The sequence below is a fragment of the Pseudomonas sp. P105 genome (assembly GCF_032614175.1).
GTDB classification, from domain to species: Bacteria; Pseudomonadota; Gammaproteobacteria; order Pseudomonadales; family Pseudomonadaceae; genus Aquipseudomonas; species Aquipseudomonas rhizophila.
In genome coordinates, this window is record NZ_CP126693.1 from 5292408 (window position 1) to 5314964 (window position 22557).

The 22557-nt window shown below is 61.6% G+C and carries 21 protein-coding genes; 12 read left to right on the forward strand and 9 right to left on the reverse strand.

What is annotated here, in order from left to right:
- Positions 1 to 18: 18 nt before the first annotated feature.
- The 5 genes from QOM08_RS23785 to QOM08_RS23805 all read left to right on the forward strand — a co-directional run bounded on the left by QOM08_RS23785 (position 19) and on the right by QOM08_RS23805 (position 3522).
- On the forward strand, positions 19 to 1512 hold the full coding sequence (locus tag QOM08_RS23785) for an RNA polymerase factor sigma-54 (protein WP_047228668.1): 1494 nt from the start codon (positions 19 to 21) through the stop codon (positions 1510 to 1512).
- A 76-nt stretch (positions 1513 to 1588) separates the two neighbouring features.
- Entirely contained in the window at positions 1589 to 1897 is a 309-nt protein-coding gene (gene hpf / locus QOM08_RS23790; protein WP_047228669.1) for a ribosome hibernation-promoting factor, HPF/YfiA family, read from the forward strand.
- A gap of 12 nt (positions 1898 to 1909) precedes the next feature.
- The gene (ptsN, locus tag QOM08_RS23795; protein WP_047228670.1) at positions 1910 to 2374 is read left to right on the forward strand and encodes a PTS IIA-like nitrogen regulatory protein PtsN; all 465 of its coding nucleotides are present in this window, start codon (positions 1910 to 1912) and stop codon (positions 2372 to 2374) included.
- Between the two features lie 2 nt (positions 2375 to 2376).
- Positions 2377 to 3234 (forward strand): RNase adapter RapZ, encoded by an 858-nt coding sequence (rapZ, locus tag QOM08_RS23800; protein WP_047228671.1) that lies wholly within the window; start codon positions 2377 to 2379, stop codon positions 3232 to 3234.
- A gap of 15 nt (positions 3235 to 3249) precedes the next feature.
- A complete protein-coding gene (locus QOM08_RS23805; protein WP_047228672.1) occupies positions 3250 to 3522 on the forward strand; it encodes an HPr family phosphocarrier protein in 273 nt (90 codons plus the stop codon).
- Between the two features lie 122 nt (positions 3523 to 3644).
- Here QOM08_RS23805 and pmbA read toward each other — a convergent pair whose 3' ends face one another.
- On the reverse strand, positions 3645 to 4991 hold the full coding sequence (pmbA, locus tag QOM08_RS23810) for a metalloprotease PmbA (RefSeq protein ID WP_047228673.1): 1347 nt from the start codon (positions 4989 to 4991) through the stop codon (positions 3645 to 3647).
- Between the two features lie 152 nt (positions 4992 to 5143).
- On the opposite strand from pmbA, the gene yjgA reads away from it, so the two are divergent.
- Positions 5144 to 5668 (forward strand): ribosome biogenesis factor YjgA, encoded by a 525-nt coding sequence (yjgA, locus tag QOM08_RS23815; RefSeq protein ID WP_003197830.1) that lies wholly within the window; start codon positions 5144 to 5146, stop codon positions 5666 to 5668.
- Positions 5669 to 5713: 45 nt separating this feature from the next.
- Here yjgA and tldD read toward each other — a convergent pair whose 3' ends face one another.
- From tldD to mreB, 8 genes are all read right to left on the reverse strand, one after another.
- Complete coding sequence (gene tldD, locus QOM08_RS23820; protein WP_047228674.1) at positions 5714 to 7156, reverse strand: metalloprotease TldD; 1443 nt, start codon at positions 7154 to 7156, stop codon at positions 5714 to 5716.
- A 5-nt stretch (positions 7157 to 7161) separates the two neighbouring features.
- Entirely contained in the window at positions 7162 to 8025 is an 864-nt protein-coding gene (locus QOM08_RS23825) for a carbon-nitrogen hydrolase family protein (protein ID WP_047228675.1), read from the reverse strand.
- 161 nt (positions 8026 to 8186) lie between these two features.
- Positions 8187 to 11990: a YhdP family protein gene (locus QOM08_RS23830; protein ID WP_316912216.1), complete on the reverse strand. Its 3804-nt coding sequence runs from the start codon at positions 11988 to 11990 to the stop codon at positions 8187 to 8189.
- Between the two features lie 61 nt (positions 11991 to 12051).
- Positions 12052 to 13509, reverse strand: a complete 1458-nt coding sequence (rng, locus tag QOM08_RS23835) for a ribonuclease G (RefSeq protein WP_047228677.1) — start codon at positions 13507 to 13509, stop codon at positions 12052 to 12054.
- Positions 13510 to 13565: 56 nt separating this feature from the next.
- Complete coding sequence (locus tag QOM08_RS23840; RefSeq protein WP_139049144.1) at positions 13566 to 14162, reverse strand: Maf family protein; 597 nt, start codon at positions 14160 to 14162, stop codon at positions 13566 to 13568.
- Positions 14163 to 14205: 43 nt separating this feature from the next.
- Complete coding sequence (mreD, locus tag QOM08_RS23845; protein ID WP_047228679.1) at positions 14206 to 14694, reverse strand: rod shape-determining protein MreD; 489 nt, start codon at positions 14692 to 14694, stop codon at positions 14206 to 14208.
- Entirely contained in the window at positions 14694 to 15779 is a 1086-nt protein-coding gene (gene mreC, locus QOM08_RS23850; protein ID WP_188251022.1) for a rod shape-determining protein MreC, read from the reverse strand. The genes mreD and mreC overlap by 1 nt, the downstream gene beginning before the upstream one ends.
- Before the next feature lie 142 nt (positions 15780 to 15921).
- Positions 15922 to 16959 carry a rod shape-determining protein MreB gene (gene mreB, locus QOM08_RS23855; protein ID WP_002555108.1) on the reverse strand — a complete coding sequence of 346 codons (1038 nt, stop codon included), beginning with the start codon at positions 16957 to 16959 and terminating at the stop codon, positions 15922 to 15924.
- 294 nt (positions 16960 to 17253) lie between these two features.
- On the opposite strand from mreB, the gene gatC reads away from it, so the two are divergent.
- The 6 genes from gatC to QOM08_RS23885 all read left to right on the forward strand — a co-directional run bounded on the left by gatC (position 17254) and on the right by QOM08_RS23885 (position 22513).
- Complete coding sequence (gene gatC, locus QOM08_RS23860) at positions 17254 to 17541, forward strand: Asp-tRNA(Asn)/Glu-tRNA(Gln) amidotransferase subunit GatC (RefSeq protein WP_047228681.1); 288 nt, start codon at positions 17254 to 17256, stop codon at positions 17539 to 17541.
- Positions 17542 to 17557: 16 nt separating this feature from the next.
- Positions 17558 to 19009, forward strand: a complete 1452-nt coding sequence (gene gatA, locus QOM08_RS23865) for an Asp-tRNA(Asn)/Glu-tRNA(Gln) amidotransferase subunit GatA (RefSeq protein ID WP_047228682.1) — start codon at positions 17558 to 17560, stop codon at positions 19007 to 19009.
- 10 nt (positions 19010 to 19019) lie between these two features.
- Positions 19020 to 20465 (forward strand): Asp-tRNA(Asn)/Glu-tRNA(Gln) amidotransferase subunit GatB, encoded by a 1446-nt coding sequence (gene gatB / locus QOM08_RS23870; RefSeq protein WP_047228683.1) that lies wholly within the window; start codon positions 19020 to 19022, stop codon positions 20463 to 20465.
- A 182-nt stretch (positions 20466 to 20647) separates the two neighbouring features.
- Positions 20648 to 21025: a septal ring lytic transglycosylase RlpA family protein gene (locus QOM08_RS23875; protein WP_076383559.1), complete on the forward strand. Its 378-nt coding sequence runs from the start codon at positions 20648 to 20650 to the stop codon at positions 21023 to 21025.
- A gap of 49 nt (positions 21026 to 21074) precedes the next feature.
- Entirely contained in the window at positions 21075 to 22136 is a 1062-nt protein-coding gene (locus QOM08_RS23880) for a calcium/sodium antiporter (RefSeq protein WP_047228693.1), read from the forward strand.
- On the forward strand, positions 22133 to 22513 hold the full coding sequence (locus QOM08_RS23885) for a carboxymuconolactone decarboxylase family protein (RefSeq protein ID WP_076383558.1): 381 nt from the start codon (positions 22133 to 22135) through the stop codon (positions 22511 to 22513). Before QOM08_RS23880 ends, QOM08_RS23885 begins: the two co-directional genes overlap by 4 nt.
- Positions 22514 to 22557: the final 44 nt, after the last annotated feature.

The following is a 22557-nucleotide window of genomic DNA, read 5'->3' on the forward strand; positions in this document are numbered from 1 at the left end:
AGGTGTTAAGCCCCAGCCATGAAACCATCGCTAGTCTTGAGAATGGGCCAGCAGCTGACGATGACACCGCAGCTGCAACAGGCCATCCGCCTGCTCCAATTGTCGACCCTGGACCTGCAACAGGAAATCCAGGAGGCCCTGGAGTCCAATCCGATGCTCGAACGCCAGGAAGAAGGCGACGACTTCGACAACACCGATCCGCTGGCCGATAACGTCGAGCAAAAGACCAACACCGAAATCCCGGAACCGTCCTATCAGGAAACCGCCCCGACGGTGGATAACCTTGAGGATGGCGAATGGAATGAACGCATCCCCAACGATCTGCCCGTGGATACTGCCTGGGAAGACGTCTACCAGACCAGCGCCAGCAGCCTGCCCAGCAGCGATGACGACGAGTGGGACTTCACTACCCGCACCTCCACCGGCGAAAGCCTGCAGAGCCACTTGCTGTGGCAACTGAACCTGGCGCCGATGTCCGATACCGATCGTCTGATTGCCGTGACGCTGATCGACTGCATCAACAATCAGGGCTACCTGGACGAGACGCTTGAAGAAATCCTCGAGGCCTTTGACCCCGAGCTGGACATTGAGCTGGACGAAATCGAAGCCGTCCTGCACCGCATCCAGCAGTTCGAACCCGCCGGCATCGGTGCTCGCAACCTGGGCGAGTGTCTGCTGTTGCAACTGCGTCAGTTACCCGCCAAGACGCCTTGGCTGGCCGAAGCCAAGCGACTGGTCACCGATTACATCGACTTGCTGGGCGGTCGCGACTACAGCCAGTTGATGCGTCGCATGAAACTCAAGGAAGATGAACTGCGCCAGGTGATCGAGCTGGTCCAGAGCCTCAACCCGCGCCCAGGTTCACAGATCGAGTCCACCGAACCCGAATACGTGGTTCCCGACGTGATCGTGCGCAAGCACAACGACCGCTGGCTGGTGGAACTGAACCAGGAATCGGTGCCCAAGCTGCGGGTCAACGCCCAGTACGCCGGTTTCGTAAAGCGCGCGGACACCAGCGCCGACAACACCTTCATGCGCAACCAGTTGCAGGAAGCGCGCTGGTTCATCAAGAGCCTGCAAAGCCGCAACGAAACCCTGATGAAAGTAGCCACTCAGATCGTCGAGCATCAGCGCGGCTTCCTGGAGTACGGCGACGAAGCCATGAAGCCGTTGGTCCTGCACGACATTGCCGAGGCAGTGGGCATGCACGAGTCGACGATTTCGCGGGTGACCACCCAGAAATTCATGCATACCCCCCGGGGCATATATGAACTGAAATACTTTTTCTCCAGCCACGTCAGCACCTCCGAAGGCGGTGAATGCTCGTCCACAGCCATCCGCGCGATCATCAAAAAACTTGTGGCCGCGGAAAATCAGAAAAAGCCGTTGAGTGACAGCAAGATCGCTGGTTTACTGGAGGCACAAGGCATTCAGGTGGCCCGCCGTACCGTCGCCAAATACCGTGAATCCCTCGGGATCGCACCTTCGAGCGAACGCAAACGGTTGATGTAACAGGCCACGCCACAGCGTTCCAGTGGCAGGCATTTCTGCCTGCCGCTTTATGCACTGGCAACGAAGGAGAAGCTGTATGCAAGTCAACATCAGTGGACACCAACTGGAAGTGACCGAACCTCTTCGCGAATACATCGGCGAAAAACTCGAACGATTGGAGAGGCATTTCGACAAGATCACCAACGTGCAAGTCACGATGAACGTCGAGAAGCTGCTGCAGAAAATCGAAGCCACGTTGCATATCCCCGGCGGAGAGGTGGTTGCCAATGCTGCGCATGAAGACATGTATGCCGCGATTGACCTGCTGACCGACAAGCTGGATCGCCAACTCAAAAAGCATAAGGAAAAGACCCAGAGCCTCCTCCAGGGCGCGACCGGTCGTTAACCCCCCTAATCCATGATCCGACTAGAATCCATCCTGACCCCCGGCCGTTCCCAGGTGAACGTGCCGGGTGGCAGTAAAAAGAAAGCCCTCGAACAAATTGCCAACCTGATCCACCGAGAGGTACCGGATCTGGAAATGCAGGATGTCTTCGAGGCCCTGTTTGCCCGTGAAAAACTGGGCTCCACCGGCTTTGGCAACGGTATCGCCATTCCCCATTGCCGCCTCAAGGCCTGTACAGCGCCGATCAGTGCGCTGCTGCACCTTGAAGCCCCCATAGATTTCGACGCCATCGACGGCGCACCGGTCGACCTGCTGTTTGTACTGCTGGTACCGGAAGCGGCGACCGATGCGCACCTTGAGCTGCTGCGCCAGATCGCCAGCATGCTGGACCGCAAGGAAGTGCGCGAGAAATTGCGCAGCGCGCCGAGCAACGAAGCCTTGTATCAGGTTGTCCTGGACGAGCAGAACGGTCATTAAACATGCGCATGATCATTGTCAGCGGACGCTCCGGCTCCGGTAAAAGCACGGCGCTTAACGTGCTTGAGGACAGCGGCTACTACTGCATCGACAACCTGCCGGCCGGCCTGCTGCCGGAACTGGCCGAGCGCGCCCTGATCCACACCGAACTGGCGCAACCGCTGGTGGCGGTCTCCATCGATGCACGTAATCTGCCGAGCCACCTGTCGCGGTTCCCGGAGCTGCTCGCGGAAGTGCGCAATCGGCACATCCAGTGCGATGTGCTGTATCTGGATGCCGATGAAGAGACGCTGCTCAAGCGTTTCTCCGAAACCCGTCGGCGTCATCCCCTGAGCAACGCAAGCCGCTCCCTGGCCGAAGCCATTCATGACGAGAGTCAGCTGCTGGGGCCGATCGCCGACTTGGCGGACCTGAAGGTCAATACCACCCACCTGAACCTGTATCAACTGCGCGACACCATCAAGTTGCGTCTGCTGAACCAGCCGGAACCGGGTACGGCATTTCTGGTGGAGTCGTTCGGTTTCAAGCGCGGAATGCCGGTAGACGCCGACCTGGTGTTCGATGTGCGCTGCCTGCCCAATCCTTATTGGAAACCGGAGCTGCGCGAACAATCGGGGCTCGACCAGCCGGTGATCGACTACCTGGCCGCCCAGCCGGATGTCGAGGAAATGTACCAGGACATCTCCAGCTACCTGCTCAAATGGCTGCCGCGCTTTGCCGCGAGCAACCGCGCCTACGTCACGATTGCCATTGGCTGTACCGGTGGCCATCACCGCTCCGTCTACCTGACCGAACGATTGGGTCAGCTCCTGCAACAGTCCCTGAAGAACGTCCAGGTTCGCCACCGCGACCTCAGCTAAAGGATTCACATCGCGATGCCCGCTCTGGAAATTGAAATCATCAACAAGCTGGGCTTGCATGCCCGCGCGTCAGCCAAGTTCGTCGGTGTGGCAGGTCAGTTTCCTTGCGAGATCCTCGTGGGCCGTGACCCCGAGAAAATGATCAATGGCAAAAGCATCATGGCCATGATGATGCTGGCAGCCGGCCAAGGCACCAAAATCCATCTGCGAACCGAAGGTGAACAGGAGCAGGAGGCGCTGGATGCGTTGGTGGGGCTGATCAACAACTACTTCGATGAAGGCGAATAGCCTTAAGCTCTGAAGCAGATTCATTGTGGCGAGGGGATTTATCCCCTCGCCACAAGGTTCCTCTAAATATAAAAAGGCGCGTCATCCACTTGGATGACGCGCCTTTTTTACTGCGCTGAAGGTCAGCTACCCGCTACCGTCATTCGCTCGATCAACACCGAGCCGGTGCGGATGTTGCTGCGCAGTTCCAGGTCGTTACCCACCGCCAGGATCTGCTTGAACATATCGCGCATGTTACCGGCGATGGTGACTTCCTGGACGGCAAACTGAATCTCGCCGTTCTCGACCCAGAACCCCGCCGCGCCGCGAGAATAGTCCCCGGTGACCATGTTCAGGCCATGACCCATCAGTTCCGTCACCAGCAGGCCACGGCCCATGCGACGCAGCAAGGCTGCCTGGTCCTCTTCGCCATGGGTCACGAACAGGTTATGCACGCCACCGGCATTGGCGGTGCTGGGCATGCCGAGCTTGCGACCTGAATAGGTGCCGAGAATATAGGACACCAGTTCGCCATTCTCCACGAATGGCTTGGCGTAGGTGGCCAGGCCATCGCCGTCGAAGGCCGAGCTGCCCATGGCTTGCATCAGGTGCGGACGCTCATCGATGGTCATCCACTCCGGGAACAGTTTCTGGCCGAGTGCCCCTTCGAGAAACGATGATTTGCGATACAAATTGCCGCCGGAGACCGCCGACAAAAAGCTGCCAAACAACCCGCCGGCCAGTTCGGCGGCAAACAGCACCGGCACTTCACAGGTCGGCACCGGCCGCGCACCCAAGCGGCTGGCCGCCCGCTGCGCGGCTTTGCGGCCAATACTCACCGGGTCTGCCAGACGATTGCCCTGACGGTTCACGTCATACCAGTAGTCGCGCTGCATCTGGCCGTTGGCTTCGGCGATCATGACGCAACTGAGGCTGTGCCGGGTCGACGCATAACCACCGATAAAACCGTGGCTGTTACCGTATACACGGCAGCCCTGATGGGTATTGAGGGTCGTGCCGTCGGCGTTTTTGATTCGCGGGTCGGCGTCGAAAGCCGCCGCTTCACAGCGCAACGCCTGCTCGATGGCTTGTTCCGGGGTGATGTCCCAGGCGTGGAACAGGTCGAAGTCTCGCAGTTCCTTGCACATCAGCGCAGCATCGGCCAGGCCCGAAGCTTCGTCCTCGGAGGTGTGCTGGGCGATCGCCAGCGCAGCGGCAACGGTTTCGCGAATGGCGTCAGGACCACTGGCCGACGTGCTGGCCGAGCCCTTGCGCTGGCCGGCATACAACGTGATGCCAAACCCCTGGTCGCGATTGAATTCGACGGTCTCCACCTCGCGCTGGCGTACCGATGTCGACAAACCTTGTTCCAGAGAGACCGCCACCTCACACGCACTGGCGCCCTGTCGCTTGGCTTCGGCAAGGATCTGCTCGACTTGTTCCTGCAGTGCCGGCAATGCTTGCGGGCCGACGCTCTGAACTGCACTCATGGTGTATCTCCACTCAAATTCTGCTTTCGGTCAGGTTTGTACGAATAGTGCCTTCGCGACTTTGCGTACAAACCTGAGGCCTTCGTGCGACCGGGCCGGACAAGCGGCCCCCGACTGGTTATCATGGCGGCGTTTCTTTGCGGACTGCCACCATGGTTGATTCTTACGACGACTCCCTCTACGAGGGTGAAAAAAGCAAATCCCAGGTCAAACGCGAGCTGCATGCTCTGGTTGACCTCGGCGAGCGCCTGACAACACTCAAGCCTGACTTGCTGGCCAAACTGCCTCTGACCGACGCCTTGCGCCGGGCCCTGGCCGATGCGCCCAAGCACACCGCGAATATCGCGCGTAAACGGCACCTGCAATTCATCGGCAAACTGATGCGCGATCAGGACACTGACGCCATCCTGGTTCTGCTCGATCAACTCGATGCCTCTACCCGGCAGTACAACGAACGCTTCCATAACCTGGAGCGCTGGCGCGATCGCCTGATCGCAGGCGATGACGGCGTACTGGAAAAATTCGTCATCGACTACCCGGAGGCTGACCGTCAGCAACTGCGCTCCCTGATCCGTCAGGCCCAGCACGAGTTGGCGCAAAACAAGCCACCAGCCTCGAGCCGTAAAATTTTCAAATACATTCGTGAGCTGGACGAAACTCAACGCGGCCTGCGCTGAGTAACGACCGTGGGTGGAGGCCTGGCACTCCACCCAGCGCTCCCGTCATGCGCCCGTGCCACCCACGGTAATCGCATCAATCTTCAGGGTCGGCTGACCGACACCCACCGGTACTGACTGCCCATCCTTGCCGCACGTCCCCACGCCACTGTCCAGCGCCAGATCGTTACCGACCATCGACACCTTGCTCATCGCCTCCGGCCCGTTGCCGATCAGGGTCGCGCCCTTGACCGGCGCAGTGATCTTGCCGTCTTCGATCAGGTAAGCCTCACTGGTGGAAAACACGAATTTGCCGCTGGTGATATCCACCTGGCCGCCGCCGAGGTTGGCGCAGTAAATACCCTTTTTCACCGAAGCGATGATTTCCGCCGGATCGCTCTGACCGCCCAGCATGTAGGTGTTGGTCATGCGCGGCATCGGCAGATGCGCGTAAGACTCGCGGCGACCATTGCCGGTACGGGCCACGCCCATCAGGCGGGCGTTGAGCTTGTCTTGCATATAGCCCTTGAGCACGCCGTTCTCGATCAGGGTGGTGCATTCGGTCGGGGTGCCTTCATCGTCGACACTCAGGGAGCCGCGACGTCCGGCCAGGGTGCCATCATCGACGATGGTGCAGAGTTTCGAAGCAACCATTTCGCCCATGCGGCCGCTGTAGGCCGAACTGCCTTTACGGTTGAAGTCGCCTTCCAGACCGTGCCCCACCGCTTCGTGCAGCAGCACACCGGACCAGCCAGAACCCAGCACCACCGGCAATGTGCCGGCCGGCGCCGGGATCGCTTCAAGATTGACCAGGGCCTGGCGCAGCGCTTCGCGGGCGTAACCCATGGCGCGATCTTCGCTGAGGAAATAACGGTAATCGGTGCGTCCGCCGCCACCATGGCCGCCGCGCTCGCGACGACCGTTCTGCTCGACGATCACACTGACATTGAAACGCACCAGCGGCCGGACGTCCGCCGCCAGACCGCCGTCGGTGGACGCCACCAGGATTCGCTCCCAGACCCCGGCCATGCTCACCGATACTTGCTGGATGCGTGGATCAAGGGCGCGAGTGGCGACGTCGATGCGCTTGAGCAGCTCGACCTTTTCGGCGCGGCTCATGACTTCCAGCGGGTTGTCCGGCGCATACAACTGCGTCACGTCCTGGCTGCTGAAGGCCTGTACCTTGCCGTTCTGCCCGGCCCGGGAAATCGAACGAGCGGCACGGGCTGCGGCGCCCAGTGCTTCAAGGGTGATGGCGTTACTGTAGGCAAAGCCGGTTTTTTCCCCGGACTGGGCACGCACACCCACGCCCTGGTCAAGGTTGAAACTGCCCTCCTTGACGATGCCGTCTTCCAGCGACCAGGACTCGGAGATCATCCCTTGGAAATACAGGTCGGCTGCATCGATGCCCGGGCCGGCCAGGTCGCCCAGCACCCCTTGCAGGCTTTCGAGGGTGACGCCACCGGGGGCTAAAAGGTGTTCACTGACTGAGGATAACAACCCGCTCATATGTTCTACGCCTTGAATTCGTCGTCTTGGACAGGCCGCTGTCGAGCGCCCTGCGAGAAAAAGCGCCGATGGCTAGCCACCGGCATACGCGCCCGGATGGACGCCTGTTCGCTGCTGTCGCGCTCGGCCAGCAAAACGGCCTCGCCTTGATCCTGTTGCGCCAGCACGCGGCCCCACGGGTCGACTATCGCTGCATGGCCAAAGGTTTCCCGTGGCCCTGGATGCAGCCCGCCCTGAGCGGCTGCCAGCACATAACACTGGGTCTCGATGGCCCGGGCGCGAATCAACACCTCCCAATGGGCAGCGCCAGTCACTGCGGTAAACGCCGAAGGCGCGGTGATCAATTCAGCCCCAGCGGCGCGCAGCTCGCTATAGAGTTCCGGGAAACGCAAGTCATAACAAACCGTCAGACCAACCCGCCCTACAGGTGTATCGGCCACTACCACGTTGTAGCCATAAGCATAGTCATCAGACTCGCGATAACGACCGCGATTGTCTGCCACGTCCACATCGAACAGGTGCAGCTTGTCGTAGCGCGCGACAATCTGGCCCTGATCATCGATCAGCAACGAACAGGCATGCACCCTGGCGTCCGGTTGTTCCATCGGCGGCAACGGCAACGTGCCGGCCACAATCCATAACTTGAGGTCACGGGCGGTCTGTTTCAACCAGGGCAGGATCGGTCCCTGACCAAAGGCCTCGGCACGACCGATGTCCGCCACATCCCGCCGGCCCATGGCCGCGAAGTTTTCAGGCAGCACCGCCAGCCTTGCGCCGCCAGCGGCAGCCTGTTCCAGCAGCACACGAGCGCGGGCCAGATTGGCGAGCACATCGCTTTGACTGACCATCTGAATCACTGCCACTGGCATGGTGCTTCCCTCTTTTTTATCCTCGCCCGAGGCGGCTGTGGGAGCAAAGCTTGCTCGCGATGAGGCAGGTACATCCAACATATAGGCTGGCTGATACACCGCAATCGCGAGCAAGCTTTGCTCCCACCGGCTCGCTCCCACAAGGGGGATATCATCGCCTGTCAGAACGGCTTGTCGAAGGTAATCTTCGGCTCTTTCCACGGCCCCTTGACGTCGTATCTTACGCTGGCAAAGCGCGCCACACGGTCGCCAATCAGTTTGTCGATCAGAAACAGCGCCCCACCCACCGCTGGCGCGCCGACAATCAGCGCTGCAATCGGCAGGTTGTTGGTCACCGGCAGCGTCACCTGCAACTTGGCGTCGACCCGATCGGCCACCATGTCCAGTGTGCCGTTGAGCTCCAGATTGCTCGACGGTCCCGTCAGGGTGATGGGTTCACGGGTCACGTAAACACCGTCGCTCGCCACCAGCAGCCCCTTGACCCGATCGTAACTCAAGCCTTTGCCGAACAGGTCAGAGAAGTCCAGGCGCAATCGGCGGCCGATGGAGTTGAAGTTCAGCAAGCCAAATACCCGCAGCGCCTGGGCGCCGCCTTCCAACTCGACGAACTGGCCCTTGCTCAGCGACGCATCCAGACTCCCGGAGAAGCGCTTCGTGGCGACCCACGCTGGCGAGCCAGGCCAGCGACCATCGACGTCCAGGCGGAATTTCTCGCTGGTCACGCTCGGCGCATAGCCCCAGCCCTTGAGCACATCGGCCAGGTTCTTGCCACCGATGCGGCCTTTGTACCAACTGCTGGTGGAGCCGGGGACGCCTTCCCAGCCACCATTGCCGCTCAAGACCATGCCCTTGAGGCCCATGTCCAGGTTGTTCAAGGCAACGCCCTTGCCTGTCGGACGCACCTTCAACGACCAGGCACCAATGAGGTCGGGCCCCTGGAACAACTGGTCAATGACAATATCCATGGCCGGAATGTTGCGGGGATCGACCGAGGCCAGCGGGTCCGGCGCGTTTTCGTCGGTCTGGACCGTCGGGTCGGCGGCCGGCAGGCGAATGTAGTCAAGCTTGATACCGATCGGTGCGGCCTTCGCGTCCGGCAGACTGGCGGTGCCCTTGGCCTGCTCGCTGGCAAGTCGCAAAGCCCAGGCGTCAGGCTTGCGGTCCAGTTGCACCGAAGCCCGGTCCAGGGTCGTGCCCATGGCGGTGAGCTTGCCGATGTTCAGATCGACGCTGCTAAGCAGTTGTTTGGCGCTACCGCCCGGATCCTGCCCCGCATACTTGCCCACCAGCTCCTGCCACGGACTCACATCCAGCTGCGACAGCGTCCCGCGCAGGCGCAGGCCCTTGCCTCCCGGCAGAATCGCATCACCGTTACCGAGCAAGAGTTCACCGCGACCGTCTGCAACCTGTCCATTCGGCGCCGCGTAGGTGAAGCTGGCCAGGTCGCCATAATCCACCCAGTAACGGCGCTCCGCGCCTTGCAAGGTCATGCGAAACACCGTGTCACGCCCGGCATCGGGCGCCAACCCGAAGGGCGCGGGCAGATCCACGGCCACGCCCTTGAGACTGGAACTGACCGACAGTTGGCTGTCGGCACCGTCGAGGATCACCTGCAACTGATACGGCACCACGCCAGTCACCGGCAATGGTTGTGTAACCTTCAGCCAGTCAGTGAGTTTCTTGACCTCCACCTGTCCGGAGGCGGCCACCCGCGTAGTCAGTTCACCGGCACGGCCTTCGGCAAAAATCTGCGCGGTCACGGGCCGGTCGAACGCTCGGGCCGCGATATTCTTGCCGCTCAGTCCTTTGTTGCTGTCGAAGCGGAAATCGCCCTTGAGCTGCGTCAGCTCCAGCACCGGCTCGCTGAGCTTGAGCCGGGCCTTGTCGGTCTTGAAGTCCACCAGAATCTTCGGTTGCTCGCCTTTCGCCAAAGGAATATCCAGCTTCACACTGCCCAGCAGGTCGCCCTCGCCTTCCCAGCCGGCGAACGTCTGCGCCGTACCGATCGGCGCCGTCTGCAGGATCTTCAAGCCGTCACCCAAGCCTCCGGCGAACTCGCCGTCCAACAGCAGATGGGAATTCTGGCCGCTGGGCACATGGGGGATGTTCACCGAAACATTCCTGACCTGGGTGTCCAGCAACTGCCCTTGACTTGCAAAGATACGCACGCCGCTGTCTTCGACGAAAACATCACCGCTGACCTTGCTCACCGAAGGCCAACCCGGCTGGAAGGCCAGCTCGGCATCATGCACCTTGAAAAACAGGCTGATGCTGCGAGCCGCGTCTTCAGCGCCCTGGTTCAGCGAACCTTGATACTGGAAAAAACCCTGATCCACCGCGCCCTTGACGATTGCCGTGCGCAGCCACTCATCCAGCGCAGGACTCAGGACAGCAGGCAGATACTTGGCGGTATAGCGACCGTCGCCATCCACCAGGCCGACCCGCAGGTCCATGTAGTCTTCCTGGCTGTGGTCGAAATGCAGGCGAATCAGGAAGTCACCGGCAATCCGGCCCTCCTCCCCCAGTACCTTCAGGTACGGCGCAATCAGCGTGAAACCCTGCTTGTCCAGTTTCCAGGTCAGCCGGGCGTTAGCCTGCAAGTATTGCCAGGGCTTGGCGAAGATCGGGTCCAGGTGCAGGGAAAAATCTTTGCTGTCCATGCGCAGCTCACCGCCGCCCAGGTCGCCGCTCAGGCTCCCGGACACGTTGCGCGCCGCCGGGGCACCGCGATAGGCATCAAAGCCTACGGTGTCCAGGTTGGTGGCGAAGCTGACTTTCTGATCACCGCTGTTCTGCGGGCGGTAGTCCAGCAGCACGTTGCGCAGGCCGCCCGTGAACTTGAGCCGGTCGATTGCCGTGGCAACACCCTCGGGCAACGGCGCCAGGGCATGGAGCAACGGCGTCAGCGGCGTGAGGTCGAGGCGATCAGCCTGCACGTGCCAGAGTTCTTCGGTTTTTTCGGTGGCGTTGTTCTGTTGCAACTGCAGGCGCGATTCCCAACGGGTTTCGCCCAGGCTCATTGCCAGGGAATCGAAGGTTGCGCTGAATCCCTGGTCGCTGCGCTGGAAATACCCGTTGAGCGCCAGGTTATGGATCTGCACCGGCTTGCGCTCGGCATAGGCGCCCTGGATGTCCGGCGCGTTCAGTCGAATGGCCGCGCTTTGCACGGTGCCCGCCCCCCAGCTCAGCCAGAACTCTGCGCCAGCCTTGATCCGGGAAAAATGCCATTGTCGAGTCAGGCGTTCCGGCAGCCATTTGGACCAATCGCTTTGCGGCAGACTCAGGTAGACATCAGCCTGGCCGTTCTTCCAGTCGCTGGCGCGGATACGGGTGCGCAGGTTGATCGCGACGGGTTGGCCGTCAGGCAGGGTCAGTCGAGCATCCAGACGCTGACGGGCAACACCGGTGCGCAGGCTCAGGCCAACATAGGTCAGGGTCAGCGGCGGTTGTTCCAGCGGCTGCAAGGTCACCTGACTGTCGAGCACCGACAGCTTCGAGATCATCTGCATGCGCTCGAGCAGTTGCTGGGGATCCAGGGGCTGATCGTCCTGCACCGGCAGCCCCTCCAGGGCCCACTTGCCGTCGGCGCCTTCCTTGAGGCTGATCTTCAGGCCGCTGAGTTCCAGGTGAGCAATGCGCACCTGACGCGCCACCAGGCTGCCCCACAAGTCCGGCACGGCCCGCACCTGATCCAGATGCAAGGTATTGGCGCCCTCGCCGACCATCACGTCGTGGGCCAGCAGGATGGGGGCCAGGGCGCTCCAGCTACCGTCCAGGCTGCCGATATGCACGGGGATGCCCAACGCTTCGCTGGCGCGGGTCTGGACCTCGGCGCGGTATTCGGCCACCAGCGGAGCCAGTTCTCGCCCGAGGCTGACATACAGTGCCACCAGCACCAACAGCAGCGCGCACAGGCCCAGGCCCCAACGGGTCAGCGCGGCCAAAATGCGTGTCAGACGCTCCATGTCAGCGGGCTCCCCTGGCAAAAGTATTCAAATCCGCGGGGCTGCCGCTCATGAAGCCACTTCAGAGCAGCACCACGTCGTATTGTTCCTGGGAATACATGGTTTCCACCTGAAAGCGAATCGTGCGACCGATAAAGGCCTCCAGTTCCGCAACGTTCCCTGACTCTTCATCGAGCAGGCGATCCACCACTTTCTGGTTCGCCAACACTCTATAACCTGTGGCCTGGTAAGCGCGTGCCTCCCGGAGGATTTCCCGGAAGATTTCGTAACACACGGTTTCCGGGGTCTTGAGCTTGCCCCGGCCCTGGCAACTGCTGCACGGTTCACACAGCACCTGCTCAAGGCTCTCGCGAGTGCGCTTGCGGGTCATCTGCACCAGGCCCAGTTCGGTGATCCCGATGATGTTGGTCTTGGCGTGGTCGCGCTCGAGTTGTTTTTCCAGGGTCCGCAGCACCTGGCGCTGGTGCTCTTCATGCTCCATGTCGATGAAGTCGATGATGATGATTCCGCCCAGGTTGCGCAGGCGCAGCTGACGAGCGATGGCGGTGGCCGCTTCCAGGTTGGTCTTGAAGATGGTTTCTTCGAGGTTGCGATGGCCGACGAACGCCCCGGTGTTGACGTCAATGGTGCTCATGGCCTCGGCCGGGTCCACCACCAGGTAGCCGCCGGACTTGAGCGGCACCTTACGCTCCAGGGCCTTCTGGATTTCGTCTTCGACGCCGTACAGGTCGAAAATCGGCCGCTCGCCGGGGTAATGCTCGAGACGATCAGCGATTTCCGGCATCAGCTCCGCCACAAACTGGGTGGTTTTCTGGAAGGTTTCCCGGGAATCGATGCGGATTTTCTCAATCTTGGGGCTGACCAGATCCCGCAGGGTCCGCAACGCCAGACCGAGGTCTTCGTAGATCACGCTGGGGGTGGCGATGGTCTTGATCTGATCGGCGATCTGGTCCCAGAGCCGGCGCAAATAGCGGATGTCCATGAGAATTTCATCGGCCCCGGCCCCTTCGGCGGCAGTGCGCAGGATGAAACCTCCAGCTTCCTTGATGCCCTCTTTCTCCACGCAATCGCTGACCACCTGCTTGAGGCGCTCGCGCTCGGCTTCGTCTTCGATCTTCAGGGAAATGCCGACGTGGGCGGTGCGCGGCATGTACACCAGGTAGCGCGACGGAATCGACAGCTGCGTGGTCAAGCGCGCGCCCTTGGAACCGATGGGGTCCTTGGTGACCTGGACCACCAGGCTCTGGCCTTCATGAACCAGGGCACTGATGCTCTCCACGGCCGGGCCTTCACGCATGGATATTTCCGAGGCATGAATGAATGCCGCGCGATCCAGGCCAATATCGACGAACGCCGCCTGCATGCCCGGCAACACCCGCACCACCTTGCCTTTATAGATATTGCCGACGATGCCACGTTTTTGCGTGCGCTCGACGTGAACTTCTTGCAGAACACCGTTTTCAACCACCGCCACGCGCGATTCCATCGGCGTGATGTTGATCAGGATCTCTTCACTCATGGCAGGGTCTCGTTCAGGCGTGTTCACGATAATGGCCGCATCAAGTCAGACGGCGCTCAGCGCGCGCTCAGGGTTTGCCAACAGGGTATGCCGAAATGGCCCAACAGCTCCGAGGTTTCGCACAACGGCAGGCCGACCACGGCTGAATAGCTGCCTTCAAGTCCGGCGACGAATACCGCCCCCAAGCCCTGAATACCATAGCCGCCGGCCTTGTCCCGGGGCTCACCGCTGTTCCAATAGGCTAGCGCTTGTTGCTCAGTGATGGAGCGAAAGCTGACCCGGCTGCGCACCACACGGGATTCACAACGTTGCCCGTCCAGTATCGCAATGGCGGTCAGCACCTCATGGTCACGATCGGACAGGCTCAAGAGCATCGCCATCGAGTCGGCCTGATCCAGCGGCTTGCCCAGAATCCGCCCGTCCAGCACCACGGCGGTGTCGGCACCCAGCACGCAGCCGTCCACGCCTGCGGGCAAAGCACGTCGCCCGGCCTCGGCCTTGCCGCGCGCCAGACGTTCGACATAGGCCGAAGGGGTTTCGTCATCCAGGGGAGTTTCGTCGATGTCTGCGCTGACGGCGGTGAATGGCACACCGATCTGCGTGAGCAACTCACGCCGACGCGGCGAGCCCGAGGCGAGGTAAAGCGGTTTCATCAAGACATCTCCCTCTCAAGGTGCGGGCCAATGCCTGACCGAATCAGTTGATTTTGAAACGCAGGCGCAAGCCACGCAAACCGAAGCTGACCCACGGCCAGAGCAAGGCACTGACCAGTGCCGGCAACACCAGCGCCAGGGTCGGCTGGCGATTGCCGGTCAGCGCGCTGAGCCACAGTTGCACCAGCTGCGCCAGGCCGAAAATCACCAGGATCACCAGGCACTGCTGCCACATGGGGAACATCCGCAGGCGTTGTTGCAGCGATAACACCAGGAACGTGATCAGCGTCAGGATCAACGCGTTCTGCCCCAGCAACGTGCCATAAAGCACGTCTTCGGCCAGCCCCAGGCACCAGGCGGTGACCATGCCGACCTTGTGCGGCAGCGCCAGTGCCCAGAATGCCAGCAGCAGCGCCAGCCACAGCGGGCGCAGGATTTCCATGAATTGTGGCAGCGGCGAAACGCTGAGCAACAGGCCGATGGCGAACGTCAGCCAGACCATCCAGCCGTTACCGGAATGTGTACTGCTCATTATTCTCGTGCTCCCCTGGTGGCTGGCGCGGTGGCCGGCGTGGAGACAGGCGGTTTGGCCGCGGGCCTTGCGGGCTGAGTCGCCGGTGCTTGGGTGGCCGGCGTAGCAGCCGGAGCGGTCGCTGGCGTTGGCGCCGGGGTCGTTGCAGCCGGGGCAGGTGCCGGGGCTGTCGCCGGGGTAACCGGGGTCGCGGTCGAGTCGCTGTTCTGCCGGTCCTCGGCCTCCTGGGCCACGGCGGCGTCGTTGGCGCGCTCTTCCGGGGTGCGGTTGTCGCTGAATACCAGCAGCAGGTATCGGCTGCGATTCAGCGCAGCCGTTGGCACCGCACGCACGATGGCGAACGGCTGACCTGAGTCGTGTATGACCTCCTTGACCGTCGCCACCGGATACCCGGCCGGGAATCGCTGACCGAGACCGGAACTGACCAGCAGGTCGCCTTCCTTGATGTCGGCGGTGTCTGCGACGTGCCGCAGCTCCAGGCGCTCCGGATTACCGGTGCCGCTGGCAATCGCCCGCAAGCCGTTGCGGTTGACCTGCACGGGAATGCTGTGGGTGGTATCGGTCAGCAACAGCACGCGAGAGGTGTAGGGCATCAACTCCACCACCTGCCCCATCAGGCCGCGAGCATCGAGTACCGGCTGGCCGAGGACAACACCGTCGCGCTCACCCTTGTTGATGATGATGCGGTGGGTAAAGGGATTGGGGTCCATGCCGATCAACTCGGCCACTTCGACCTTCTCGTTGACCAGCGCCGAGGAATTGAGCAGCTCGCGCAGCCGCACGTTTTGCTCGGTGAGGGCCGCCAGCTTCTGCATGCGTCCCTGCAACAGCAGGTTCTCGGTCTTGAGTTTTTCGTTTTCGGCCACCAGCTCGGTCCGGCTGCCAAACTGGCTGGCCACACCCTGCCACAAGCGCTGCGGCAAATCGGTGATCCAGTAGGATTCCATCAATACCAGCGACATCTGACTGCGCACTGGCTTGAGCAGCGTGAAACGGGCATCGACCACCATCAGCGCGACCGACAGCACGGTCAGCACCAGCAGGCGCACACCCAATGAGGGGCCTTTGGCGAAAAGCGGTTTAATAAGCCGCTCCTCCCAGGCAAATGTTTTCTTTATTCATACGGCATCAAACCGGCCTGGATACGAATGACAGAAGATAAACGTCAACGGGCAGCACTGCAAAGTGCTGCCCGGGGAGCGAACAACATAGACCATCCAGGCGGGCTTATTCGCTGGAGAGCAGATCCATGGTGTGCTTGTCCATCATTTCCAATGCACGGCCACCGCCACGGGCAACGCAAGTCAGCGGGTCTTCGGCAACGATCACCGGCAAGCCGGTTTCCTGGGCCAGCAGCTTGTCGAGGTCACGCAGCAGCGCGCCACCACCGGTCAGCACCAGGCCGCGCTCGGCGATGTCCGACGCCAGTTCCGGCGGCGACTGCTCCAGAGCACTCTTGACCGCCTGCACGATGGTCGCCAGCGACTCTTGCAGTGCTTCGAGCACTTCGTTGGAGTTGAGGGTGAAGGCACGTGGAACGCCTTCAGCCAGGTTACGGCCGCGAACGTCGACTTCACGTACTTCGCCGCCCGGATAGGCCGTGCCGATTTCCTGCTTGATGCGCTCGGCGGTGGATTCGCCGATCAGGCTGCCGTAGTTGCGGCGCACGTAGGTGATGATCGCTTCGTCGAAACGGTCGCCGCCCACACGTACGGACTCGGCGTAGACCACACCGTTGAGGGAGATCAAGGCGATTTCAGTGGTACCACCACCGATGTCGACGACCATCGAACCACGGGCCTCTTCGACCGGCAGGCCGGCACCGATGGCAGCGGCCATCGGTTCTTCGATCAGGAACACTTCACGGGCACCGGCGCCAAGGGCCGACTCACGGATGGCACGACGCTCCACCTGGGTGGACTTGCAGGGCACGCAGATCAGCACGCGAGGGCTGGGCTGCAGGAAACTGTTTTCGTGAACTTTGTTGATGAAGTACTGCAGCATCTTTTCGCAGACGCTGAAGTCGGCGATCACGCCGTCCTTCATGGGGCGAATGGCTGCAATGTTGCCCGGAGTACGGCCCAGCATGCGCTTGGCTTCGGTACCGACAGCCACGACACTCTTCTGGTTACCATGGGTGCGGATGGCCACTACCGAGGGTTCATTCAGGACGATACCGCGCTCGCGCACGTAAATAAGGGTGTTGGCAGTGCCCAGGTCAATGGAAAGATCGCTGGAAAACATGCCACGCAGTTTCTTGAACATGGGAAAGGGACCCTAGGCAACGCGTGGGTAAAAAAGTGCGGCAAACTCTAACAACGACAGGGATTTTGGGCAAGGCGCCAATATGTTAAATTGGCCGCTTTTCTGTGCACCAAACCCCGAAATCGCGGCCAATGCCCTGTTTCACAGATACGTTCCTTTGTTGACGACAATAGAGGCCGTCAAAAAGGAACAGTATTTGTGATACAGGGCACTGGACCGTAGAAATGCGGTAGTGTTCCGACAATCTAACACACGGACAGATTGCGTCCGTTTTGTTTTCCACTGGAGAATCCCATGGCGCTTGAACGCTCCGACGTGGAAAAAATCGCTCACCTGGCCTGTCTGGGCCTCGATGAAGCCGATCTTCCACACATTACTTCTGCCCTGAACAGCATTCTGGGGCTGGTCGACGAGATGCAGGCGGTCAACACCGACGGCATCGAACCCCTGGCCCACCCACTGGAAGCCAGCCAGCGCCTGCGCGCCGACGTCGTGACCGAGTCCAATCACCGCGAGGCCTACCAGTCCATCGCACCAGCGGTCGAAAACGGCCTGTACCTGGTTCCGAAAGTCATCGACTAAAGGGAAAGAGCCTCTCATGCATCACATGACCCTGGCCGAGATCGCCCGCGGACTCGCCGATAAAAAGTTTTCTTCCGAAGAGCTGACCCAGGCCCTGCTGGCGCGCATCGCCCAGCTCGACCCGCAGCTCAACAGCTTCATCAGCCTCACCGAAGAACTGGCCCTGAGCCAGGCCAAGGCCGCCGACGCCCGTCGCGCCAACGGTGAGAGCGGCGCCCTACTCGGCGCACCGATTGCCCACAAGGATCTGTTCTGCACCCAGGGCATCCGCACCAGTTGCGGCTCGAAGATGCTCGACAACTTCAAGGCCCCGTACGATGCCACCGTGGTCGCCAAACTGGCCGCAGCCGGCGCCGTGACCCTGGGCAAGACCAACATGGACGAATTCGCCATGGGTTCGGCCAACGAGTCGAGCTACTACGGCGCAGTGAAAAACCCGTGGAACCTGGAACACGTACCGGGTGGCTCGTCCGGTGGTTCCGCCGCCGCCGTGGCCGCGCGCCTGCTGCCGGCCGCCACCGCCACCGACACTGGCGGTTCGATTCGCCAACCGGCGGCGTTTACCAACCTCACGGGCCTCAAGCCGACCTATGGCCGCGTATCGCGCTGGGGCATGATCGCCTACGCCTCCAGCCTCGACCAGGGCGGCCCGCTGGCCCGCACCGCCGAAGACTGCGCGATCCTGCTGCAAGGCATGGCTGGCTTCGATCCGAACGACTCCACCAGCATCGATGAACCGGTGCCGGACTACAGCGCCAGCCTCAACGGCTCGTTGCAGGGCCTGCGCATCGGCGTGCCGAAGGAATATTTCAGCGCCGGCCTGGACCCGCGCATCGCCGAGCTGACCCACAACAGCATCAAGGCGCTGGAGAAGCTCGGCGCGGTGATCAAGCCAATCAGCCTGCCGAACATGCAGCACGCGATTCCGGCGTACTACGTGATCGCCCCGGCGGAAGCGTCCTCGAACCTGTCGCGTTTCGACGGCGTGCGCTTCGGCTATCGCTGCGAAAATCCGGACAACCTGATGGACCTGTACAAGCGCTCCCGTGGCGAAGGCTTCGGCGCCGAAGTGCAGCGCCGGATCATGGTCGGTGCCTACGCGCTGTCCGCCGGCTACTACGATGCCTACTACCTCAAGGCGCAGAAAATCCGTCGCCTGGTGAAGAACGACTTCATGGCCGCCTTCAACGAGGTCGACATCATCCTTGGCCCGACCACGCCGAACCCGGCCTGGAAACTCGGCGCCAAGAGCAGCGACCCGGTCGCTGAGTACCTGGAAGACGTCTACACCATCACCGCCAACCTCGCTGGCCTGCCGGGCCTGTCCATGCCGGCCGGTTTCGTCGATGGCCTGCCGGTGGGCGTGCAGTTGCTCGCACCGTACTTCCAGGAAGGCCGCCTGCTCAATGTGGCGCACCAGTATCAGTTGAACACTGACTGGCACACCCGCACCCCAACCGGCTTCTGAGGAGAAACACATGCAATGGGAAGTCGTGATCGGGCTGGAGATTCATACCCAGCTCACCACCCGGTCGAAAATCTTTTCCGGTAGCTCCACCACGTTCGGCTCCGAGCCCAACACCCAGGCCAGCCTGGTCGACCTGGGCATGCCCGGCGTGCTGCCGGTGCTCAACGCCGAAGCCGTGCGCATGGCGGTGATGTTCGGTCTGGCGATTGACGCCGAGATTGGCCAGCACAACGTATTCGCCCGCAAGAACTACTTCTACCCGGACCTGCCCAAGGGCTACCAGATCAGCCAGATGGAATTGCCGATTGTCGGCAAGGGCCACCTGGACATCGCCCTGGAAGACGGTACGGTCAAGCGCGTCGGCATCACCCGTGCGCACCTGGAAGAAGACGCCGGCAAGAGCCTGCACGAAGAATTCAACGGTGCCACCGGCATCGACCTGAACCGTGCCGGCACGCCGTTGCTGGAAATCGTCTCTGAACCGGACATGCGCAGTGCCAAGGAAGCCGTAGCCTACGTCAAGGCGATCCACGCGCTGGTGCGCTACCTGGGCATTTGCGACGGCAACATGGCCGAAGGCTCGCTGCGTTGCGACTGCAACGTGTCGATCCGGCCCAAGGGCCAGGTTGAATTCGGCACCCGCTGCGAGATCAAGAACGTCAACTCGTTCCGCTTCATCGAGAAAGCGATCAACAGCGAGATCCAGCGCCAGATCGAACTGATCGAGGACGGCGGCAAGGTCATCCAGCAGACTCGCCTGTACGACCCGAACAAGGACGAAACCCGTCCGATGCGCAGTAAAGAGGAAGCCAACGACTACCGTTACTTCCCCGACCCGGACCTGCTGCCCGTGGTGATCGAGGACTCGTTCCTCAATGACGTACGTGCCACCTTGCCGGAACTGCCACCCCAGAAACGCGAGCGCTTCCAGGCGCAGTTCGGGCTGTCGAGCTATGACGCCAACGTCCTGGCCACCAGCCGCGAACAGGCCGATTACTTCGAAAAAGTCGTGAGCATCGGCGGCGACGCCAAGCTGGCGGCCAACTGGGTGATGGTCGAGTTGGGCAGCCTGCTGAACAAGCAGGGCCTGGAGATCGACCAGTCGCCGGTATCGGCCGAGCAACTGGGCGGCATGCTGTTGCGGATCAAGGACAACACCATTTCCGGCAAGATCGCCAAAATGGTCTTCGAAGCCATGGCCAATGGTGAAGGCAGCGCTGATGAGATCATTGAGAAGCGCGGCTTGAAGCAAGTCACCGACACCGGTGCGATCAGCGCCGTACTCGATGAAATGCTCGCGGCCAACGCCGAGCAAGTCGAGCAATACCGTGCGGCAGACGAAGCCAAGCGCGGCAAGATGTTCGGTTTCTTCGTCGGCCAGGCCATGAAAGCCTCCAAGGGCAAGGCCAACCCGCAACAGGTCAACGAACTGCTTAAAAGCAAGCTCGAGGGCTGATTGCCATGGAGCCAGTACCTGCATCTGGCTCATTCCCCTGTGGCGAGGGAGCTTGCTCCCGCTGGGCTGCGCAGCAGCCCCCAAATCCGGCAGCGGAAATGGGGGCCGCTTCGCGCCCCAGCGGGGGCAAGCTCCCTCGCCACAATGCATTCCACAACCACATTGATGTGGGAAACCCCAACATGAAGCGTCTCCTCGCCGCCTGCGCCCTGCTGTCCCTGCTGGCCGGTTGTGCCAGCCAGAGCGGGACGGTCGATCCACACGGCTATGACCAGACCGGCGTCGCCTCTTATTACGGTGCCAGGCACCATGGCAAGCGCACCGCCAGCGGCGAGCGCTTCAACCAGCATGGCCTGACCGCCGCCCATCGCCAGTTGCCGTTCGGCACTCGGGTGAAAGTCACCAACCTGAAAAACAACGACAGTGTCGTGGTCCGCATCAACGACCGTGGCCCCTACACTCGTGGCCGCCTGATCGATGTATCCCGCGCTGCCGCCGAGCAACTGGGCATGCTACGCAGCGGCACCGCACGGGTGCGTGTGCAAGCCCTCGACGATTGATAGACGGAGCCCGGACATTTCCCTACTCAATGCCATCCCGCTGCTGAGCCTGATTGAGCTGTTCGGTGGCCTGCTGTTGCTGATCGCTGGTGCCGAGCTGCTGGTGCGCGCCGCCGTGGGCCTGGCGGCACGTTTGCAGGTGCGTCCGCTGATCATCGGCCTGACCGTGGTCGCCTTTGGCAGCAGCGCCCCGCAAATGGCCGTCAGCCTGCAAGCGACCCTGGCGCAGAACGCCGACATCGCCGTGGGCAGCGTGATCGGCAGCAGCATCTTCAACATCCTCGTCACCCTCGGGTTGTCGGCCCTGATCATTCCGTTGCGCGTCTCGCGTCAACTGGTGCGCCTGGACATCCCGCTGATGATCGGCGCCAGCCTGCTGGTGTTCGTGCTGGCCTGGAACGAGGAACTGACGCAACTGGACGGCGCGTTGCTGTTGATGGCCCTGGCGGTGTACCTGGGCCTGTTGCTGCGCCAGTCGCGGCATTCGGGGCGACCGCATGGGATGGGCGTGGACGTGGCGCAAGTGTCATGGCCCAAAAGCCTGTCGATGATGGTCGTGGGCCTGGCGATGCTGATTTTCGCCGGGCACTTGCTGTTGGGCGCGGCGGTGGAAGTGGCGACGGACCTGGGGCTGTCGGAACGCATCATCGGCCTGACCATCGTCGCCGTCAGCACCTCGCTGCCGGAACTGGCCACCTCGCTGATCGCCGCCCTGCGGGGCCAGCGAGACATTGCCGTGGGCAACGTGATCGGCAGCAACCTGTTCAACCTGCTGGGCGTGCTGGGGGTGACGGCCCTCGCCGCGCCCTCGCCGCTTTCGGTGTCCCCCAATGCTCTGGATTTCGACCTGCCGGTGATGCTCGGCGTGGCGGTACTGTGCCTGCCGGTGTTTTATTCCGGCTACCGCGTCACCCGCGCCGAAGGTCTGCTGTTTTTGGGCTTGTACCTGGCCTATGGGCTGCATGTGGTGTCGTTCACTACCGGCATGCCTCTGGCCGGCCAACTGGAACGACTGATGCTGTTCTATGTGCTGCCGGCCCTGCTCGCGTTTTTGCTGTTCAGCTCCTTGCGCGCCTGGCGCCGTCAACACCACAAGAGGGATTTGCCATGACCGACACTCCAAAGACCGGCCTGGACATGCGCCGCCAGGTGATGGGCGACGCGTTCGTCGACCGTGCCTTGGGCAACGCCACCGAATTCACCCAGCCGCTGCAGGACTTCGTCAACGAGCACGCCTGGGGCAGCGTTTGGAGCCGCGAAGGCCTGCCGCTCAAAACCCGCAGCCTGATCACCCTCGCCGCCCTCACCGCTCTCAAATGCCCGCAGGAATTGAAAGGCCACGTGCGCGGGGCCTTGAACAACGGCTGTACAGTGGAAGAGATTCGCGAGGCGTTGCTGCATTGCGCGGTGTATGCGGGGGTGCCGGCGGCGATTGATGCATTCAGGGCGGCGCAGGAAGTGATCGATAGTTATCAGAAATCTGAGTGACTGTTAGATCGCTATCGCGAGCAGGCTCGCTCCCACAGGGATCG

What these genes read in the sequence shown, in the direction of transcription:
- QOM08_RS23785 (WP_047228668.1), top strand. Translation starts at nt 19, where the DNA reads ATGAAACCATCGCTAGTCTTGAGAATGGGCCAGCAGCTGACGATGACA.
- ptsN (WP_047228670.1), top strand. Translation starts at nt 1,910, where the DNA reads ATGATCCGACTAGAATCCATCCTGACCCCCGGCCGTTCCCAGGTGAAC.
- QOM08_RS23875 (WP_076383559.1), top strand. Translation starts at nt 20,648, where the DNA reads ATGAAGCGTCTCCTCGCCGCCTGCGCCCTGCTGTCCCTGCTGGCCGGT.
- gatA (WP_047228682.1), top strand. Translation starts at nt 17,558, where the DNA reads ATGCATCACATGACCCTGGCCGAGATCGCCCGCGGACTCGCCGATAAA.
- rng (WP_047228677.1), bottom strand. Translation starts at nt 13,509, where the DNA reads ATGAGTGAAGAGATCCTGATCAACATCACGCCGATGGAATCGCGCGTG.
- QOM08_RS23825 (WP_047228675.1), bottom strand. Translation starts at nt 8,025, where the DNA reads ATGCCAGTGGCAGTGATTCAGATGGTCAGTCAAAGCGATGTGCTCGCC.
- mreB (WP_002555108.1), bottom strand. Translation starts at nt 16,959, where the DNA reads ATGTTCAAGAAACTGCGTGGCATGTTTTCCAGCGATCTTTCCATTGAC.
- gatB (WP_047228683.1), top strand. Translation starts at nt 19,020, where the DNA reads ATGCAATGGGAAGTCGTGATCGGGCTGGAGATTCATACCCAGCTCACC.
- tldD (WP_047228674.1), bottom strand. Translation starts at nt 7,156, where the DNA reads ATGAGCGGGTTGTTATCCTCAGTCAGTGAACACCTTTTAGCCCCCGGT.
- hpf (WP_047228669.1), top strand. Translation starts at nt 1,589, where the DNA reads ATGCAAGTCAACATCAGTGGACACCAACTGGAAGTGACCGAACCTCTT.
- mreD (WP_047228679.1), bottom strand. Translation starts at nt 14,694, where the DNA reads ATGAGCAGTACACATTCCGGTAACGGCTGGATGGTCTGGCTGACGTTC.
- rapZ (WP_047228671.1), top strand. Translation starts at nt 2,377, where the DNA reads ATGCGCATGATCATTGTCAGCGGACGCTCCGGCTCCGGTAAAAGCACG.
- yjgA (WP_003197830.1), top strand. Translation starts at nt 5,144, where the DNA reads ATGGTTGATTCTTACGACGACTCCCTCTACGAGGGTGAAAAAAGCAAA.
- QOM08_RS23885 (WP_076383558.1), top strand. Translation starts at nt 22,133, where the DNA reads ATGACCGACACTCCAAAGACCGGCCTGGACATGCGCCGCCAGGTGATG.
- QOM08_RS23830 (WP_316912216.1), bottom strand. Translation starts at nt 11,990, where the DNA reads ATGGAGCGTCTGACACGCATTTTGGCCGCGCTGACCCGTTGGGGCCTG.
- pmbA (WP_047228673.1), bottom strand. Translation starts at nt 4,991, where the DNA reads ATGAGTGCAGTTCAGAGCGTCGGCCCGCAAGCATTGCCGGCACTGCAG.
- QOM08_RS23840 (WP_139049144.1), bottom strand. Translation starts at nt 14,162, where the DNA reads ATGAAACCGCTTTACCTCGCCTCGGGCTCGCCGCGTCGGCGTGAGTTG.
- gatC (WP_047228681.1), top strand. Translation starts at nt 17,254, where the DNA reads ATGGCGCTTGAACGCTCCGACGTGGAAAAAATCGCTCACCTGGCCTGT.
- QOM08_RS23805 (WP_047228672.1), top strand. Translation starts at nt 3,250, where the DNA reads ATGCCCGCTCTGGAAATTGAAATCATCAACAAGCTGGGCTTGCATGCC.